General features: G+C 54.2%; 16 protein-coding genes. 12 read left to right on the forward strand and 4 right to left on the reverse strand.

Translation table 11 applies throughout. The annotated features are described in order from the left end of the window. Nucleotides 1-104 precede the first annotated feature (104 nt). The 3 genes from dcd (at nt 105) to FE848_RS14040 (ending at nt 2,620) form a co-directional block, all read left to right on the forward strand. A complete protein-coding gene (gene dcd / locus FE848_RS14030) occupies nt 105-671 on the forward strand; it encodes a dCTP deaminase (RefSeq protein ID WP_200204240.1) in 567 nt (188 codons plus the stop codon). Next, a complete protein-coding gene (locus FE848_RS14035; RefSeq protein ID WP_200204242.1) occupies nt 668-1,267 on the forward strand; it encodes a YjaG family protein in 600 nt (199 codons plus the stop codon). The genes dcd and FE848_RS14035 overlap by 4 nt, the downstream gene beginning before the upstream one ends. Nucleotides 1,268-1,342: 75 nt before the next feature. Continuing rightward, nucleotides 1,343-2,620 carry a valine--pyruvate transaminase gene (locus tag FE848_RS14040; RefSeq protein ID WP_200204244.1) on the forward strand — a complete coding sequence of 426 codons (1,278 nt, stop codon included), beginning with the start codon at nt 1,343-1,345 and terminating at the stop codon, nt 2,618-2,620. On the opposite strand, the gene FE848_RS14045 is transcribed toward FE848_RS14040, so the two are convergent. The 3 genes from FE848_RS14045 to purM form a co-directional block, all read right to left on the reverse strand. Further along, a complete protein-coding gene (locus FE848_RS14045; RefSeq protein WP_200204247.1) occupies nt 2,617-3,375 on the reverse strand; it encodes a DUF3108 domain-containing protein in 759 nt (252 codons plus the stop codon). The genes FE848_RS14040 and FE848_RS14045 overlap by 4 nt on opposite strands. An 84-nt stretch (nt 3,376-3,459) precedes the next feature. Beyond that, nucleotides 3,460-4,122 carry a phosphoribosylglycinamide formyltransferase gene (gene purN, locus FE848_RS14050; RefSeq protein WP_200204249.1) on the reverse strand — a complete coding sequence of 221 codons (663 nt, stop codon included), beginning with the start codon at nt 4,120-4,122 and terminating at the stop codon, nt 3,460-3,462. Continuing rightward, nucleotides 4,119-5,183, reverse strand: a complete 1,065-nt coding sequence (purM, locus tag FE848_RS14055) for a phosphoribosylformylglycinamidine cyclo-ligase (protein ID WP_200204250.1) — start codon at nt 5,181-5,183, stop codon at nt 4,119-4,121. The genes purN and purM overlap by 4 nt, the downstream gene beginning before the upstream one ends. 212 nt (nt 5,184-5,395) lie before the next feature. On the opposite strand from purM, the gene FE848_RS14060 reads away from it, so the two are divergent. The 5 genes from FE848_RS14060 (at nt 5,396) to FE848_RS14080 (ending at nt 9,208) form a co-directional block, all read left to right on the forward strand. Continuing rightward, nucleotides 5,396-6,703, forward strand: a complete 1,308-nt coding sequence (locus FE848_RS14060) for a DUF2066 domain-containing protein (protein WP_200204251.1) — start codon at nt 5,396-5,398, stop codon at nt 6,701-6,703. A gap of 21 nt (nt 6,704-6,724) precedes the next feature. Next, nucleotides 6,725-7,285, forward strand: a complete 561-nt coding sequence (locus FE848_RS14065; RefSeq protein ID WP_200204252.1) for a CDP-alcohol phosphatidyltransferase family protein — start codon at nt 6,725-6,727, stop codon at nt 7,283-7,285. Next, a complete protein-coding gene (hda, locus tag FE848_RS14070) occupies nt 7,282-7,980 on the forward strand; it encodes a DnaA regulatory inactivator Hda (protein ID WP_200204253.1) in 699 nt (232 codons plus the stop codon). The genes FE848_RS14065 and hda overlap by 4 nt, the downstream gene beginning before the upstream one ends. 82 nt (nt 7,981-8,062) lie before the next feature. After that, nucleotides 8,063-8,860, forward strand: coding sequence for a ParA family protein (locus FE848_RS14075; protein WP_200204254.1), 798 nt, complete (start codon nt 8,063-8,065; stop codon nt 8,858-8,860). Nucleotides 8,861-8,872: 12 nt separating this feature from the next. Next, the gene (locus tag FE848_RS14080; RefSeq protein WP_200204255.1) at nt 8,873-9,208 is read left to right on the forward strand and encodes a YqcC family protein; all 336 of its coding nucleotides are present in this window, start codon (nt 8,873-8,875) and stop codon (nt 9,206-9,208) included. 30 nt (nt 9,209-9,238) lie between these two features. Here the strand turns inward: FE848_RS14080 and nadC are convergent, their stop codons facing one another. After that, complete coding sequence (gene nadC, locus FE848_RS14085) at nt 9,239-10,078, reverse strand: carboxylating nicotinate-nucleotide diphosphorylase (RefSeq protein ID WP_200204257.1); 840 nt, start codon at nt 10,076-10,078, stop codon at nt 9,239-9,241. A gap of 235 nt (nt 10,079-10,313) precedes the next feature. Here nadC and FE848_RS14090 point away from each other — a divergent pair, with 235 nt between their 5' ends. The 4 genes from FE848_RS14090 (at nt 10,314) to FE848_RS18905 (ending at nt 16,362) form a co-directional block, all read left to right on the forward strand. Then, nucleotides 10,314-12,617, forward strand: a complete 2,304-nt coding sequence (locus FE848_RS14090) for a DUF1631 domain-containing protein (RefSeq protein WP_200204259.1) — start codon at nt 10,314-10,316, stop codon at nt 12,615-12,617. A 72-nt stretch (nt 12,618-12,689) separates the two neighbouring features. Then, complete coding sequence (ampD, locus tag FE848_RS14095) at nt 12,690-13,316, forward strand: 1,6-anhydro-N-acetylmuramyl-L-alanine amidase AmpD (RefSeq protein WP_227715360.1); 627 nt, start codon at nt 12,690-12,692, stop codon at nt 13,314-13,316. A gap of 25 nt (nt 13,317-13,341) precedes the next feature. After that, nucleotides 13,342-14,229 (forward strand): histidine kinase, encoded by an 888-nt coding sequence (locus FE848_RS14100; RefSeq protein ID WP_200204261.1) that lies wholly within the window; start codon nt 13,342-13,344, stop codon nt 14,227-14,229. A gap of 102 nt (nt 14,230-14,331) precedes the next feature. Continuing rightward, a complete protein-coding gene (locus FE848_RS18905; RefSeq protein ID WP_200204263.1) occupies nt 14,332-16,362 on the forward strand; it encodes a methyl-accepting chemotaxis protein in 2,031 nt (676 codons plus the stop codon). Nucleotides 16,363-16,471 lie beyond the last annotated feature (109 nt).

The raw sequence follows: 16,471 nt of genomic DNA on the forward strand, positions 1-16,471 counted from the left end.
CCCCAAAACCAGAACCCTCTGGGCGGCACAGCGAGGCTTCGACAGAACCCAGCCGAACAGGTAAACTACGCCCCAATTTTCCCAAGTAGAAACGAGATTTCGCCATGAGCATCAAAGCTGACAAGTGGATTCGCCGAATGGCTGAACAGCACCGCATGATCGAGCCCTTCGAAAGCGGGCAGGTTCGTGACGGAGAGCAGGGTCGAGTTATCTCCTACGGCACCTCAAGCTACGGTTACGACGTACGTTGCAGCAACGAATTCAAAATCTTCACCAACGTACATTCGGTCACCGTCGACCCCAAAAACTTCGACGAAAAAAGCTTCGTAGACTTCACCGGCGACGTTTGCATCATCCCGCCGAACTCCTTTGCCCTTGCGCGCACAGTAGAGTACTTCCGTATACCTCGCAGCGTACTCACCATTTGCCTGGGTAAATCCACCTACGCACGCTGCGGTATCATCGTAAACGTCACGCCGCTGGAACCAGAGTGGGAAGGGCACGTAACCCTGGAATTTTCCAACACCACCAATCTCCCGGCGAAAATCTACGCCAATGAAGGTGTCGCCCAAATGCTCTTCTTCGAATCTGACGAGATTTGCGAGACCAGCTACAAAGATCGGGGCGGAAAGTACTTTGGCCAGACCGGCGTAACATTGCCAAAAACATGAACGCCAACCAGTTTCTTAAAGCGGTAGCCCAGTTGCAGGGATGGCGTGAATGCGCCTTCCTGTTGGCACTTGCTGAGCGGTCATTTCCGAATTACGCGCTCTTTGCCGAGGCCGTTGACCTTAAAACCGGCGGCAAAATGCACCAGATACTCGATCTTGCCTGGGGCACACTTCAGGAAGATGTAGCCGAGTCTGCCATACCGCAACTGCTGGTAAAGCTCGAAGCCTTGTCTCCGGACGTGGATGCCTACGACGCTTATGGAGTATACCCGGCGTTCGACTTCTGCCAGCTGCTGGAGCAGGCGCTGCTGAATCGACTGAATCCCTCAAAGCACCGGGCCACAGAAGCCTCGCAATTGGCGACAAACACGGTGATGAGCTTTATTGAGCTGTCTGAAGGTGAAGGGCTGGAAGAGTATGAGCTGGTTCGCTTGCTCGACTCACACCCCCTGATGAAAGAAGATAAAGCTTTCCAGCGCAATCTGGTGCTTGGGCTGAAGCGCCAGCGCACACCTGTAGAGCAGTTCATTGCCGAAATCCGGGAAATTGCTGCCAATGAAGGCATCAGCAATCTTGGTATCTCGCCAGGAGACTGAGTCATTTCCCGCCTCAGAGCAGGTTTTCCGTAATACCCGCTAAACGTTCAGTTCTGATCAAATGGATGCAACCCCATGAAACTCTCCACTTTTGGCCGTAAGTTCACTGCAGACGCAGGCATCACCTCACTGATGGATGACTTGGGTAACGCCATGGCGTCGGGCGATGACATGATTATGATGGGGGGTGGAAATCCGGGGCACATCCCTGAAATTCAGGCGCGGGTGCAGGAAATTCTGGCGGACATGAGCCGGAGTGAAAGCGATGTCCGTCGGCTGGTGGGAGTATACGATCCCCCTCAGGGAGAAAAACAGTTTATTGCATCACTGGCAGACCTGCTAAGCCGAGAGTATGGCTGGGATCTTAAACCGGAAAATATCGCGCTGACCAACGGCAGTCAGGCCGCCTTCTTCATGTTGTTTAACATGTTTGGTGGCGATTATGGCGAAGGCCAGCGCAAGCACATACTGCTGCCACTGGCGCCAGAGTACATAGGCTATGCCGATGCGGGTATCGAGCCGGGATTGTTTCACGCTGTGCAGCCTGACATTTCGTTCACCGATGCGCACGAATTCAAATACCGTGTGGATTTTGATGCGGTAGAAGTCACAGGGGAGACAGGTGCCATCTGTGTATCCCGGCCAACCAACCCGACGGGCAACGTGGTTACAGATGAAGAAATGGCCCGGCTGGAAGAAATGGCCCGCCTGCACGACGTGCCACTGATCGTTGACGGAGCTTACGGCACACCTTTTCCAAGCCTGTTGTTTGTGGATGCCAAACCCACCTGGAACGAACAGATTATTTTGTGCCTGAGCTTGTCCAAGCTGGGCTTGCCGGCAGCGCGCACAGGCATTGTGATTGCTGCGGCGCCCGTCATAAAAGCCTTGTCTGGAATTAACGCGATCATGAACCTGGCTACAGGGAGCTTTGGTGCCATGCTGGCCGAGCCGCTGGTTCGTTCCGGAGAAATCCTGTCTTTGAGCCGGGATGTGGTTTGCCCGTTTTATAAGCGGAAGATGGAGCGGGCAGTAGCGGCGTTTCGCGAGGCCATGGGTGAAGACAGTTGCCGCTGGTACGTACACAAGCCTGAGGGTGCCATGTTCCTGTGGTTGTGGTTCCCGGACTTGCCCATTACCAGCCTGGAGTTGTACCAGAGATTAAAGGCCCGTGGGGTGCTGGTGGTTTCGGGGCATTACTTCTTCCCCGGTTTGCCTGAGGACGGCTGGAAGCATCGCGAAGAATGCCTGCGCGTGACCTATTCACAGGACGACGAGCGGGTAGCGCAAGGGCTGCGCATTATTGCGGATGAAGTTAAGGCAGTGTGGGTCGAGGCGGGCCGGGAGGTTTAACCTCCCAGGTCCACACTCTTTAGCTTGAGTTCGTACTTGCTGCCGTCTGGCTCAGCCTGCAGCAGGCGAACCAGAACGTATTGGCTGTCCGGATCAAACCACATCAAGGTCTCGCGCTTGGAGTTTTCACGAACTTTCTCGGCTTTGAGCAGCGGTGATTCGCCACCATCGGTCCTTTCGGAATCGTCATTTACAACGGCAAAGCGCTCGCTATCAATCTTGCCGCGATCGAGAACCTGATACTCCATCTCACGCTTGCCGTTCAGGATATCCTGGTGCAGTTGTACCTGAAAGCCAAGAGGGTCGAGAAGGCCTTCCTGCAGCGCTACCTCGAATGATTTGCCTCTGTAATCCCCCGTGGCCACTCCGGCTTTCCAGTCAAAATCGATCGATTGCTTTCTATCCTTGATCAGGAAGCCAGACAGGCGATACCGGTATCTCAGGGGAACAACTTTGCCGTCTTCCCATTTAAGTACCAGAGATTCGTCCAAGTCTGCAATGAAAGACTTCACCTCTGTGCGATACAGCCACACACCATTGCCTTGGGAGGTCAGGATGCGTTTGGCGCTGCCATTGAGGGAGACGCCCTTTTCCATGGAGGCGCCATAGCTGACTTCAAAAGGAAACAGATCAGGGGCTGTCTGTATCTCTGCCTGTGCCGCGTTGCTCAACAGCAGCGCCAGCATGCACAGGAGGCTGACTAAAGTGATTCGGCCTGCCTGCAGGACGGGCACAATACTTGAGACTGGAAACATGTTTTTGACCTCGAATCCTTCATGTATTTTGAAAGTCTAGCGGGTCGGTGGGCATTACGTGGTGACAGTCTGTTAAGGTGCGCCTCAATTGTCGGGGAGGCGCATGGGTGTTTTCATGATCTGGCCGTCGAACAGCACGTAATCACTACCCAACTGGATCCTTCCTTCGCAGAACCAGCGCACAACGATTGGGTACAGCAGGTGTTCTTTGCGCTGCACCTTTTCGGCAAGGGTTTCACTTGTGTCCTCAGGCAGCACAGTCACTTCTGCTTGTGCAATCACCGGGCCGCCATCCAGCTCTTCAGTTACGAAGTGAATGGAGACGCCGTGTGTGTCATCACCCGCATCGAGCGCTCTTTGGTGGGTATTCAGGCCAGTGTACTTTGGCAGAAGTGAGGGGTGAATGTTCAGCAGTTTGCCGCGAAATGCCTGAACGAAGCTCGGGGTCAGGATGCGCATAAAGCCTGCAAGCACGATGACGTCCGGGTTGTAGCGCAGAATGTGAGCTATCAAGGCTGCGTCAAACTCGTCCCGTGAGCCAAACCCTTTATGATCAACAACAAAAGTTTCAATATTTGCTTGGGCTGCTCGCTCGAGGGCAAACGCTTTGGGCTGGTTGCACCCCAAAGCGATGACCTGGCCGGGGAAATCCCGTTCCCGGCTTGCGTCTACCAGGGCCTGGAAATTGGTTCCGCTGCCGGAGGCCAATACCAGAATTTTGGGTAGCGTTGGTTGGTCTGCCTTCATTCTGACAGAAGCCCCGGCGCATAGCGCACTATTGCATCATCTTCTGAATTTTCAGCGCGCTCTATCACGCCTACCTGCCAGGCAGTTTCTCCCAGTACCTTCAGAGTATCCAGTGCCAGATCTTTCTGGTTTTCAGGAACACAAACGATCATGCCAATGCCGCAGTTAAAGGTGCGGTACATTTCTTCAATGGCAACGCCGCCGGATTCCTTCAGCCATTGGAATACAGGGGGTAGCTCCCAGCTTGCAGTATCGATAGCGGCAATCATGCCCTTAGGCAGAACCCGGGGAATGTTTTCTGGTAAGCCGCCACCCGTAATGTGGGACAGGGCGTTTACGTCCACTTGGCGGATCAGCTTCAGCACGTTTTTGACGTAGATCCGTGTGGGCTCCATCAGTGCGTTTTCCAGTGTGGTGTCGCCAACAGCTTGTTTGAGGTCGGCGTTACTAACTTCAAGGATTTTGCGAATCAACGAGTAACCATTGGAGTGAGGGCCTGAAGAAGCCATCGCCAGCAAAACATCGCCTTCGCGCACATTACTGCCATCTATTATTTCGCTGCGCTCTGCTACGCCAACGCAGAATCCTGCCAGGTCGTAGTCGTCGCCTTCATACATGCCCGGCATCTCGGCTGTTTCACCCCCTACCAGGGCACAGCCGGCTTGTTCGCAGCCCTCGCCAATGCCCGCCACTACCTTTGCGGCGATGTCGATATTCAGCTTGCCAGTGGCATAGTAGTCGAGGAAGAACAGGGGCTCTGCCCCACCCACAATAAGGTCGTTCACGCACATGGCGACCAGATCTATGCCAATACTGTCATGCTTTTCAAGTTGCATGGCCAGCCTGAGCTTGGTGCCCACGCCGTCAGTGCCGGACACCATAATTGGCTCTTTGTATCCGGGGGGGATTGCCACCATGGCACCAAACCCGCCAAGCCCTCCCAGAACCTCAGGGCGCCGGGTACGTGCGGCGGTTTCCTTGATGCGGCTGACAAGTTCATTACCGGCGTCAATATCAACGCCGGCATCGCGGTAGGTCAGGGAAGGCTTCTGTTCGCTCATGGGGATCTTAACCATTAGGCCAGTGGGTCAGGCGGCGGATTTTAGCAGGTGCGGTGTGGGGGTCCAAGTGCAATTGCTGCGAGCGGGTGCAGATTCGAGTAACTGGGCGGTCCGGCGCGGGCAAGATTGCATTTCAGCAACCCGGGTCGGCTACTCAGGCTCCGGGCCATGGTGTATCCTATGCGCCATTCATGCGAACAGCAGGGTGTTTCATGCCAGTACCAGACCAGAACCGGGCTCTAAAGTCCTTATCAGCCCTTTGGCTTGCCATTATTTGTGCGCTTATGGTGGCAGTATCCACACCCGCGACAGCCGTTACGGTGTCAGGGCTTTATACTGTTGAGGTTCCTGTGACCGGCTCCGGCCCGGATGCTCTGGCGCAGGGCTATGCAGACGGGTTAGCCCGGGTTTTTGTGCGAATTTCTGGCACCCGTGAGGTGCTTGCACTGGACGGCGCCAAGGCTTTGATGGCAGATGCCGAATCCCTGCTTCTTTCCTATCAGGTGCTCCGTGGTGAAAATGGCGATAGCCGTTTGAGTATGGCATTTGGTGCAGTGGGTGTTAACCGTGCACTGGCGTCGATTGGTGCCCCTGTTTGGGGTGCAAACCGTCCTCTGACCTTGGCGTGGGTCGCCGTAGAAGATCGCGGTGTTCGCAAGCTCGTGACTGGGACGGGTGAAGGACTTGCCGACACCGGAGACTCCGGAATCTGGACTTCCGCATTTGCCCGCGCGGCTCAGGAGCGGGGGCTTCCGGTGACGCTGCCGCCAGCCGGGTTCAGCGATAATAGAGAGTTGTTATCGGACATCTGGGGGCAATTCACCGGTCGTGTCCGCACTGCCTCAGAGGGCGTTGAGCACGATGTGCTTGCTCTGGTTCGTGTCAGCCGCTCTGGTAGTCAGTGGCGTGCAGGCTGGGTGTTTGAAGGTGCAAAGCTTAATAGTAGTGAAGAGGCGGTCAGTGCCGATACGCGGGAAGCTTTGGCGGAAGCGTTGGTTAATCGTTGGGCAGAGTTGTACGCCAGCCGTTACGCAGTTGCAGCCGGCGAGGTTGGAGACTTGCCGCAGGTTGATATTGTTCTTCGCGGCGTTACCTCAGTTACGGACTATGGCAGGGCTACCCAGGTTCTTGAGGGGCTGACTCCGGTTGTAAGTGCAGGTGCGTCCCGGCTCAAGGGTGAGCAACTAACGCTCAGAGTGGCGTTTTCCGGTGAGTTGGATCAGCTCAGAGAATATATTGCCCTGGATTCCAGGTTTGTGCCGGTTGACGGTGAAGCTCAGGATATGCCGCAGCCTCGTTTGACGTCACCAGAAGCTCCTGCAAAGCCAGCTCAGACGCAACCCGGGCAGATTAGTCCGGAAGTAGCTCCAGAAACAGCTCCTGCTGAGCCGTCTATGTTTACCTACCAGCCATCTCCTGCAGATGAAGAAGAGGCTGAGCAGGCATTTGAGTCGCTCTATCAGGTCCTCTATTACCGCTGGCAACCTGTGCCGGTCATTGTGAATGATGGCGGGCAGTAAGCCGCAACCGGAGGCAGCACATTGAACACTTACGCCTGGCGCTGGATTCCCAATGCTTTGACGTTTGTGCGCATATTGCTGATTGCTCCTTTTGCCAGGGCGTTACTGGTACAAGAGTACCGCCTTGCGTTGTTTATATTTGCTGTCGCCTCGCTGACTGACGGTCTTGATGGTTTCCTCGCTCGGCACTTCAATTGGCGTTCACGCTTTGGTGCTGTGGCCGACCCTCTGGCAGATAAAGCGCTATTAATTACAGCCTATCTGGTACTGACCTACACTTCTGTCCTTCCGTTGTGGCTGTTCGCGCTCATACTCGGGCGGGATCTTCTGATTGTTGGTGGTGCACTGGTTTATCATTACGGTATCGGTCGCTTTGAAATGGAACCCAGCATGCCCGGAAAATTGAATACGTTGGTTCAGATTCTGGTGATTCTGGGCATTATTGTGATCATGGCTGGCTTGCCGGTACCGCCGGGGTGGCTGGATGCAGGAATCTGGCTGGTTGCGGCTTCAGCTGTGTTTAGCGGGGGCCATTACATGGTCGTCTGGGGTGCACGGGCAAGGAGGGCCAGGCAGTCGTGAGCGCATCGCAATTGGTTCTTGGTGTCCGCCTTCGGGATGATGCACGTTTTGATAATTTTCACGGGGATCGCAACCGGGAAGCTGCGCTGCGGCTTTTATCAGTGTTCAGTCAGCCTGAAGGGCTGCCGGTGGTAGTGGTGTGCGGCGATTCTGATACGGGCAAAAGCCACCTGTTGCAGGCAGCGTGTCACCATGGAGAGGCCGAAGGGAAAACAGCCGTGTGTATCAGTATTGCAGAACTGGAACCTTTCGGGCCAGAAGCGCTTGCCGGGCTGGATACCATGGATGTTGTTGCCCTTGATGATCTTGACCGGATAGCCGGTAAGGCAGACTGGGAAGAGGCGGTTTTTCACCTTTATAACCGCCTGCACGACGGTGGGCGTATGCTCGTAGTCAGTCTCTCGGAGGTTCCTGGCTCCTTGCCCTTTGTGTTGCCAGATCTGGTCTCACGGTTGCATCACGGTGTTACGGTGCAGCTTGGAATTTACCGTGACGATGACCGGTTAAAAATTCTCATGGCCCGTGCCGAGCAACGGGGACTATCAATGACGGACGACGTTGCCGGCTTTATCATGCGCCGTGCGCCAAGGCGTCTCGGAGAATTGTTGAGTATTCTCGATACCCTCGATGAAAATTCCCTGCAAGCACAGCGACGTCTCACTATTCCGTTCGTGAAAACGGTCATGCAATGGTGAGTCAAAGGCACAGACATAACCAAACACAAAGACAGCAATCAAACGATAAGACGCTGAATAAAGCGCCAGATGGAGAAATGACATGAGACGGGTAGTATTCAACCAGAAGGGCGGAGTTGGAAAATCCAGTATTACCTGCAACCTGGCAGCGATCAGCGCGGCAAGAGGCAAGCGCACGCTGGTTGTTGATCTGGACCCCCAGGGAAACTCAACACATTATCTCTTGGACAAACCGGCCAGCGAGCTCAAAGATACGGTTGCAGACATGCTAGAGCAAACGGTGGCTTTCAAGGTGTTCAACCGGCGCCCGGAGGAATTTGTTCACGCGTCGCCGTTCAGAAACCTCTATGTGTTGCCCTCCAGTCCAGAGTTGGATTTTCTGGAGCGCAAACTGGAAGCAAAGCACAAGATTTACAAGTTGCGGGAAGCCCTCAAAAAGCTGGGTGAGTCCTTCGACGAAATCTACATCGATACAGCGCCCGCCTTGAACTTCTACACCCGCTCGGCACTTATCGCGGCTCAGCGTTGCCTGATCCCATTTGATTGTGATGATTTTTCCCGTCAGGCACTTTATAACATTCTCAATGAAATTAAAGACCTGCAGGAAGATCACAATGAAGAACTTGTGGTGGAGGGTATTGTCGCCAACCAGTTTCAGCCCCGTGCCAGCCTCCCCAAAAAACTGGTAAGAGAACTGATCGAAGAAGGGCTTCCAGTGCTGCCAGTACGCTTGTCAGCTTCTGTAAAAATGAAAGAATCTCACCAGTGTCGGCAGCCGCTCATTCACATGGCGCCAAAGCACGCGCTTACAAAGCAGTTTGATGATTTGTATCGCGTGTTGAACGGCGAGACGGTAGAGCTTGAGCCCTTGGCAGATTGAGGGGGGGTATTTATGTCAGGCACAGGTGACGTTACAGGGCAGGTGGCAGATTGCCTTCTTGGTATTGAGATGGAACTGCGCAAACTCGATATGTGGGCGGTCGAGCGCCCGCCGATTGAAGCATTCGACAGCACCGAGCCCTTTTGCATCGATACCCTGGCGTTTACCCAGTGGATTCAGTTTGTGTTTCTTGAGCGCATGAAACTCATTGTTGAAAATGGCCACCCTTTGCCCAGGGTTTCAGGCATTGCGCCTATGGCAGAGGAGTACTTTCGTGGTCGTCAGGAATCAGGGCGGGGGTTGGTACAGGAGCTAGAGGCTGTTGATCAGCTACTCTCTGGTAGCTGATCACTGTTCTTTCAAACTGAGCCGCCCGGCTCAGTCCAGGCGCATGGAGAGGTCAATGGCTTTGACATCTTTGGTCAGCGCGCCGATGGAAATGTAATCGACACCGGTTTCTGCAATGGGAACCAGTGTGTCTGTATTGATGCCACCGGACGCTTCCAGCTTAGCTCGCCCCTCGTTCATGGCAACGGCTGTGCGCAGATCTTCCATGGAAAACTCATCAAGCATGATGATATCAGCTCCGGCGCTAAGGGCCTGCTCCAGCTCCGCGAGGTTTTCAGTTTCTACCTCTACAGGCTTGCCGGGGGCAATTCTGTGGGCAGCAGCAATAGCGTTGGCGATGGAGCCGCAAGCGGAAATGTGGTTTTCCTTGATCAGAAATGCATCCCAAAGCCCGAGACGATGATTGTGGCAGCCGCCGCAGGTTACTGCGTATTTCTGGGCAAGCCGCAACCCCGGCAGCGTTTTGCGGGTATCCAGAAGGCGTACGCTGGTGTGAGCAACTCGCTCAGCATAGCCTGCGCAGCTTGTCGCAACGCCTGAAAGGGTTTGCAGCCAGTTCAGAGCGGCTCTCTCTGCGGTCAAAAGGCTTCTGGCTGTGCCTTTCATGCGGAACAGGACCTGATTGGGGGAAGCGGATTCACCATCCTTGATCAGCCACTCCAGAGTAACTGAGCTGTCTACCTGGCGGAATACTTCATTCACCCATTCGCGCCCGGCGATGTGGGCTCTTTCCCGGGTAATAACATGACCGGTCGCCTGCTTCTCCAATGGAATAAGTTGAGCCGTGATATCGCCATCGCCGATATCTTCTCGCAGGCTTGCTGCGACGGATTCAATTCGTGACTGGCGTAGGCGTTCAGTGAATTTCATGGTCATGCATCCGCTTGTGTCTGGGGCCAAAGAGTTCTGAATCAGTTAAGGGGCACGATTCTATAGCCCGCTAGCGGTTTCGCCAAATTATGCCAAAATTGTGATCTGGGTCTGCTCTACACAAAAGGTGACAATTTCTGACACAAGGTGACGCTACTAACTCGTATGATATGTAATCAGAGTAGTTTCAAAACGATGGTCAGGCGTTTCACATACCTTGGCTGAGGGGTGGTCAATGAAGCAGGAAAACAAGGTTGTCAGTTTTTCCGGGCAGAAATCGTTTTCACGGTTTGATCTGCCGCCGGCCCTTGTTCGCCTGCGAGACTCATCCGGTCAGTCCTTGAAGGGTGTGCTCGAACGTTTTTTCGAGCGTGCTGACGATGCCTTGTTTGAACTTGCGGATCGTGCCGGCTCCAACATGGATCAGACGGTCTATTTTGATGCCATGCGCGAATTGCGGCTGCGCCGCAAAGCCATGGTTGTTTCAATGCTGCAGTACGTCAGTCAGGCTTTTAATGATATTGGCAAATTCCGGCCCCGACAGACCGCAAGTGCGCTGGACGAAGTTGACCGGGATTCCCTGAGCCTTCTGGAACACTCAGATCTGGAGCAACAGGTAGCGATTGATAACCTGATCAATAAGCTACGAAATCAATATCAGGCCCCCATCCAGCTTTTGTCTTTGCGGGTGAACCATCTGGTGACGGGAGTAGATCTCTCCGGCAGTCAGATGCCTCTCAGTCCCGAGGTGCTCTGTGGCGGTATTGCGGAGGCTTGTGCTGATCTCGATATCGACATCCGTGCAAAGCTTATTGTTCTCAAGCTGTTTGATCGCCTGCTGGCAGATACGCTTGGCGATTTTTATCAGGAAGCGAACCGCACGCTGGTTTCAGAAGGTGTTCTTCCAGACGTTAAACGTCCACCAGCCCGTTCAGCTGGAGCCAGGTCTGCGACCTCTGCCCCGGTGCCGCCAAGCTCAGTGCAGCAAGGCGCGAGCGCAGGATCGGGTGAAGTCAGCGGCGGCCAGTATTACAGTCATGACCAGATCCAGGGCGGTTCTTCCTATGCAACGTTTTCCGAATTGAGCGCGCTCCTGCATCAGCGAGGTGCATCCCAGACTATGTTTGAGCCGGACAGGGCTGATGAGGCCTACCTGGATACTGATGGCTTGTTGGCTCGCCTCAGCGAGGCGCAGACATCTTTCAGCCAGTGGGAAGGTGGTGAAGTTGCCTCTCTCGATCAGCGGCTTCAGCCGGTGCTCCGGGCGGCTAATGGTCAAAAAGCAAGCATCGGGCAGGTAGACAATGATGTCATCAACCTGGTCTCCATGTTGTTTGATTTCATCCTGGAAGACAGGCAATTGCACCCGGTTATGAAAGCGCTTATCGGGCGTTTGCAGATTCCTGTTCTGAAAGTTGCCCTCAGCGACAAGAACTTTTTTAACCGTGGCGGCCACCCGGTAAGGAAGTTGTTGAACGAGCTGGCACTATCCGCCATTGGCTGGACTGAAAAGCGGGCCGGTCAACGCGACCCCCTGCACGAAAAGATCGAGGCAGTTGTGGATCGGGTGTTGAGTGAGTTCACTAACAATGTGTCACTCTTTGAAGAGCTATTAAAGGATTTTTGCCACTTTACGGACCTTGATCGCCGCCGCCGGGAATTGGTAGAACAACGTTTGCGCGATGCCGAGGAGGGCAGGGCGCGGCAGGAGCAGGCGTCCCAGGTTGCTGATGCGCTGATTGCAGGGCATACAGCAGGCAGGGATATTCCTGAGCCTGTGCTCGAAATGCTCACGGAAGCATGGACAAAATACCTGCAGTGGGTGGTATTGCGGGTAGGAGAAGAAAGCGAGCGCTGGGCAGATGCAAAAGAGCTGACTGGTCACCTTGTTTGGAGTGTGGATCCTCAACCGGTTGAAAGCTCTACCCGAAGCGACCTGCTTCGCGCAATCCCGGCTATTGTGGATGACTTCCGCATGGCGCTTCAGGAAATTTCCTGGGATCCATTTGCAACAGATACCGCAGTTAGGGATCTCGAACTGGCTCACGTGGATGTGTTTCAGCGACTGGCAACGGCCCCCTTGCGGGCCGCACCTGTGGTGGAAGACGAAGAGCCGTTTGTTGAAGCTTTTGTGGCACCCGAAGCCGGGACTGGACTGTCTGACACCGGAGCACAGGCTGAAACGAACGAGCAGCAACAACATGTGCTGTCAGAACTCGTGATTGAAGCGCCTGCACAGCAGGCAGTGGAAGAGGTTGCGGCTGAGTGGTTGAACCGGGCTGACAGTCTTCGTGTTGGCGCCTGGGTTGAGCTGACCCGCGACGAGACCAAGCTTCGCTGTAAGTTGGCGGCTGTTATCAGGGCCACGGGTAAGTATATATTTGTTAATCGCAGCGGTGCCAAGGTGGCGGAGTATCATCGCCAGGAGCTGGCCTCTGCAATGGCGGCAGGTACTGTGTGTATGCTTGATGATGGGCTTATCTTTGACAGAGCACTGGAATCCATCATCGACAACCTGCGCAATACCCGCAAAGATTGATCCGTGGTAACAGGTGTTACTTTGTGATTCAATCAGATCACAGTGTAATGCTCTGATAATAATGGATTCATCTTGCCCCATTCAGCCTGCGATCATGTTAGTACGACCATTTGCAGCGAAAACATAGAGACGCTTCGCGAAACCGGGCGTCTTGAATCTGCTCGCTGGTGCCCTTCGCCGAACTACGGCCCTCGCCCGGAAGGCACCACCATAAGCCTTCTGGTAGTGCACAATATCAGCTTGCCGCCCGGCGAGTTTGGTGGCACCTATATTGAAGACTTCTTCACCAATTGCCTGGATCCGGATTTGCATCCCTACTTCGCAACAATTGCCGGGATGCGCGTGTCAGCTCACGCACTGATTCGCAGGGATGGCAGCCTGGTTCAGTTTGTCAGCCTGTTGGAAAGAGCCTGGCACGCGGGGCGATCTTGCTTTGAGGGTGTAGAAGAGTGCAACGACTTCTCTATTGGAATTGAGCTTGAAGGCGCAGACGACATTCCTTACACGGCTGAGCAGTATCGGGCGTTGGCAGAAATCTCGGTAGTGATCGGTTCTGCCTGGCCCGATATAACCAACAACCGCATTACTGGCCACAGTGATATTGCGCCCGGTCGCAAGACAGACCCTGGGCCTGCATTTGACTGGCAACACTTTCAGGCGTCTCTGCATGCAGTTCAGACTGGACAAAAACAGTGCTGAACTGTCTCCCAAAGGAGCTGTTTAGATGATTCTGGTGGTATTTCTCATTGCCTACCTGGTTCGCAGGCGGCTTGATAGCCTGAATGCGATATCCGGGGATGAACTCTGGCGGCGCTGGTTTCGCCAGGGCACCGTTGTTAAAGCAGGACGCGAATCAAGTATTGGGGCTGGCCTTTTTTTGATCGTCGTACCAGCACTGCTCGCTGCCTTGGGCATATATGCACTGGGGCTATACGGCTGGCGGCTTGCTGCCTACCCGCTGGAAATTCTGGTGCTTGTGCTACTTATGGGGTCGCCTGGCTGGCGGCAAGTGCTTGAGCCTTATGCGGAAGCTTGGCGGAAGGGCGACATGCAGGCTGCCTGGCACTTTATACAGGAGCGGCTGCCTGCGAACGAGCGGGGCGCTGCCGCATCACCAGAAATCATGCACCTTGCCTTATCCAAAGCACTGATGCTGGCAGTTTTTCAGCGTTTCTTCCTAATTGCATTCTGGTATGTGGTGGGAGGCATAGGCCTGGCAATTTTTGTGCGGGGATTAGTCGCACTGTCTGAGCAGTGGCCGCAGGCAGGCGCCAGGCCATGGTATACCAAAGCATGTGAATGGTTTAGCTGGGTGCCGGTAAGAATGCTGTCAATAACTTTTGGGATTGCCGGTGACTTGTCGGGCTGGCTGCGTGAATCCAGAGCTGCGATGGCGGGTGTCACGAAAAAGGCGTCAGAGGTGCTCATGATTTCCGCCAATGGGTCGTTAACCGGGTATGCGCTTGATCCAGCCCGCTTTTCCCGGATTCACCAGGATGAGTGGGCCAGCTTTGGTGGCCGCAGTTTGAGTGCGGTGAGGGACCTGCTCAGCCGGAGTATGCTGGTCTGGATTTGCGCACTTGCTTTGCTCGTAATCGCAGGCGTTGTCTGAAACCTGGTTGGATAATAAAAATTACTTAAGTTTCCCCCTGTTTGGGCGATAATAAGAACAGAACATGCATTCATTTGTTTGCATTTCAAAGAGAGGGTCGATGTGAAGCAACTCATTAATCCCGCAGTAGCACTGATGAACCGGTTGCCGATGCTGTACAAGTTCAGCCTGATCAGCATCCTGTTCCTCCTCCCGATTGGTGGGTTGTCCTGGCTTGTGATGACAGAACTCAACCGCTCGGTCGCGACCATGACCCGGGGTGTAGAGGGTCTTGAACAGCTGCGCCAGATCGATCGCCTTGTAGACGCGTCTATTGATTATCGGGATTATCGGGCGCCAGCAGTAGCCAAAGATGAAGCTAGTCTCAAAGCTCTTTCCGACAAGATCGCCAGCGAAATAGGCTCTATTCTTGATAGCCTGACTGCAGAGCCGCGTTCTTTTGATACCTCCGGGGCGTGGGCCGACCAGGTAGAGGCGCTAAAAGCGGAGTGGCAGAGCATTCGTGGGGATGATAACTATCAGACCAACTTTGATCCCCAGTTTAAATATTTTCAGGAATTTGTTCAGAAAGCGCTTGCACTGATTCCCGCCACGATAGAAACGTCAGGCTTGGGCCAAGGCGCCTCGAGGGAAAACCTGCTCATTCTTGGTCTTATCCGTGAAACTCTTCCAGATGCCCGCAGCGAATTGGGGCGGGCACGTTCCTATGGCCTGTTCGCTCTTGTTGACGGTCAGTTAGGTTATGCCCTCAGCGAAAATCTGAATGAAATATATGATGCGCTGACTAATCGTAGTTCACTGCTTTCGCCTGCCTTGACCCTCGCGGCAGATGCGTCGCCGGCGTTTGCCGCCTCGGCGGGAACTGCATTGAAAGATGTTGATGAAAGTCTTTTGAACGCACGTGAGTTGCTTGAAGTTAATATTATTGCGCCAATGCGGCTGGAGATGGCATGGCCAGATTATGATTCGCGCATTTCTGCGAAGCTGGGGAGCTATGTTGAGCTAAAAGATGCAGCGTTTGATGTGGTCGATGCCAATCTGGGAGCCAGGCTGGAGCAAGAGCTAAGCCAGCGTCGCCTCATAGTAGTCGCGCTGATTGTTGTTTTGCTTTTTGTTGTATATCTCTATGTTGGCTTCTTCATGTCTGTGCGCACTGCCATCAATCGCTTTAGTGAAGCAGCGCGCAAGGTTGCTGCTGGCGACATGACGACCCGGATTTCCCTTGATAATCGCGATGAGCTTGGTGAGTTGACGGGTGAGTTCAACAATATGACGGATCGTATGGCTGAACTGATACGCTCTGTAGGCCAGACAACACAGGAAGTTGATCAGCAGGCCACGCGAGTGAAGGACACGGCTGCCGCTAACAGCGAAGCAGTAACGCATCAGATGGCCGAGAGTGGCCAGATTAATGAGGCTATGAGCCAGATGGTCGAGGCGGTGAGTGAGGTTACTGAAAGCGCCCACCGGGTTGCAGACAGCGCCACCGCTGCAGAGCAAGATACGGAAACTGGCCGCGGCGTTGTTTCCGATACCGTTGAAACCATCAACCGTCTTGCGACCGAGATTTCTGGCGCTGTAGATGTGATCAACCGGGTGAGTGAAGACAGCAACAACATCAGTCAGGTTTTGGTTGAAATCAAAGCCATCGCTGAGCAGACCAACCTTTTAGCCTTGAACGCTGCCATTGAAGCAGCCCGTGCGGGTGAGCAGGGGCGTGGGTTTGCGGTGGTTGCAGATGAGGTGCGCTCGCTGTCCCAGCGCACTCATAAGTCGACCGAAGAAATTGAAGGCATGATTTCACGACTTCAGAGTGGCGTAAAAGATGCCGTAGCGGCCATGACCAATAGCCGTGACGTTACTCAGACAACCGTTCAGAAGTCGGCAGAGGTTACTGAGGCGTTGAGCAGAATTGCCAAGGGTATTTCGGTGATTGTGGACATGAGCCACCAGATTGCCCAGGCCGCTGAAGAGCAGTCTGCAGTTTCCAAAGATGTGAATGCTAGCGTTGCTCACATTGGCGAGTTGGGTGCATCGACTGCCGCGAACGCTGAAGAGACTCTGGCTTCTTCCCAGGAAATGTCTGATTTGACGGCTTCTTTGCAGAGGCTTGTTGAGGCGTTTAAGGTTTAGTTTTTAAGACGGCCAGGTGTGGCGCAAAGGCTCCGGAAACACGCTGTTAATACGTCCGTGTACGCTTGGCTCCGCCATCCCTGGCTCCGCACAGTTTCCGGAGCCTTTG

The organism is Marinobacter sp. 1-3A (assembly GCF_016597775.1).
Taxonomy (GTDB): domain Bacteria; phylum Pseudomonadota; class Gammaproteobacteria; order Pseudomonadales; family Oleiphilaceae; genus Marinobacter; species Marinobacter xiaoshiensis.

Coding starts and splice junctions, on each gene's coding strand:
- dcd (WP_200204240.1), top strand. CDS start 105: ATGAGCATCAAAGCTGACAAGTGGATTCGCCGAATGGCTGAACAGCAC.
- FE848_RS14035 (WP_200204242.1), top strand. CDS start 668: ATGAACGCCAACCAGTTTCTTAAAGCGGTAGCCCAGTTGCAGGGATGG.
- FE848_RS14040 (WP_200204244.1), top strand. CDS start 1,343: ATGAAACTCTCCACTTTTGGCCGTAAGTTCACTGCAGACGCAGGCATC.
- FE848_RS14045 (WP_200204247.1), bottom strand. CDS start 3,375: ATGTTTCCAGTCTCAAGTATTGTGCCCGTCCTGCAGGCAGGCCGAATC.
- purN (WP_200204249.1), bottom strand. CDS start 4,122: ATGAAGGCAGACCAACCAACGCTACCCAAAATTCTGGTATTGGCCTCC.
- purM (WP_200204250.1), bottom strand. CDS start 5,183: ATGAGCGAACAGAAGCCTTCCCTGACCTACCGCGATGCCGGCGTTGAT.
- FE848_RS14060 (WP_200204251.1), top strand. CDS start 5,396: ATGCCAGTACCAGACCAGAACCGGGCTCTAAAGTCCTTATCAGCCCTT.
- FE848_RS14075 (WP_200204254.1), top strand. CDS start 8,063: ATGAGACGGGTAGTATTCAACCAGAAGGGCGGAGTTGGAAAATCCAGT.
- FE848_RS14080 (WP_200204255.1), top strand. CDS start 8,873: ATGTCAGGCACAGGTGACGTTACAGGGCAGGTGGCAGATTGCCTTCTT.
- nadC (WP_200204257.1), bottom strand. CDS start 10,078: ATGAAATTCACTGAACGCCTACGCCAGTCACGAATTGAATCCGTCGCA.
- FE848_RS14090 (WP_200204259.1), top strand. CDS start 10,314: ATGAAGCAGGAAAACAAGGTTGTCAGTTTTTCCGGGCAGAAATCGTTT.
- FE848_RS14100 (WP_200204261.1), top strand. CDS start 13,342: ATGATTCTGGTGGTATTTCTCATTGCCTACCTGGTTCGCAGGCGGCTT.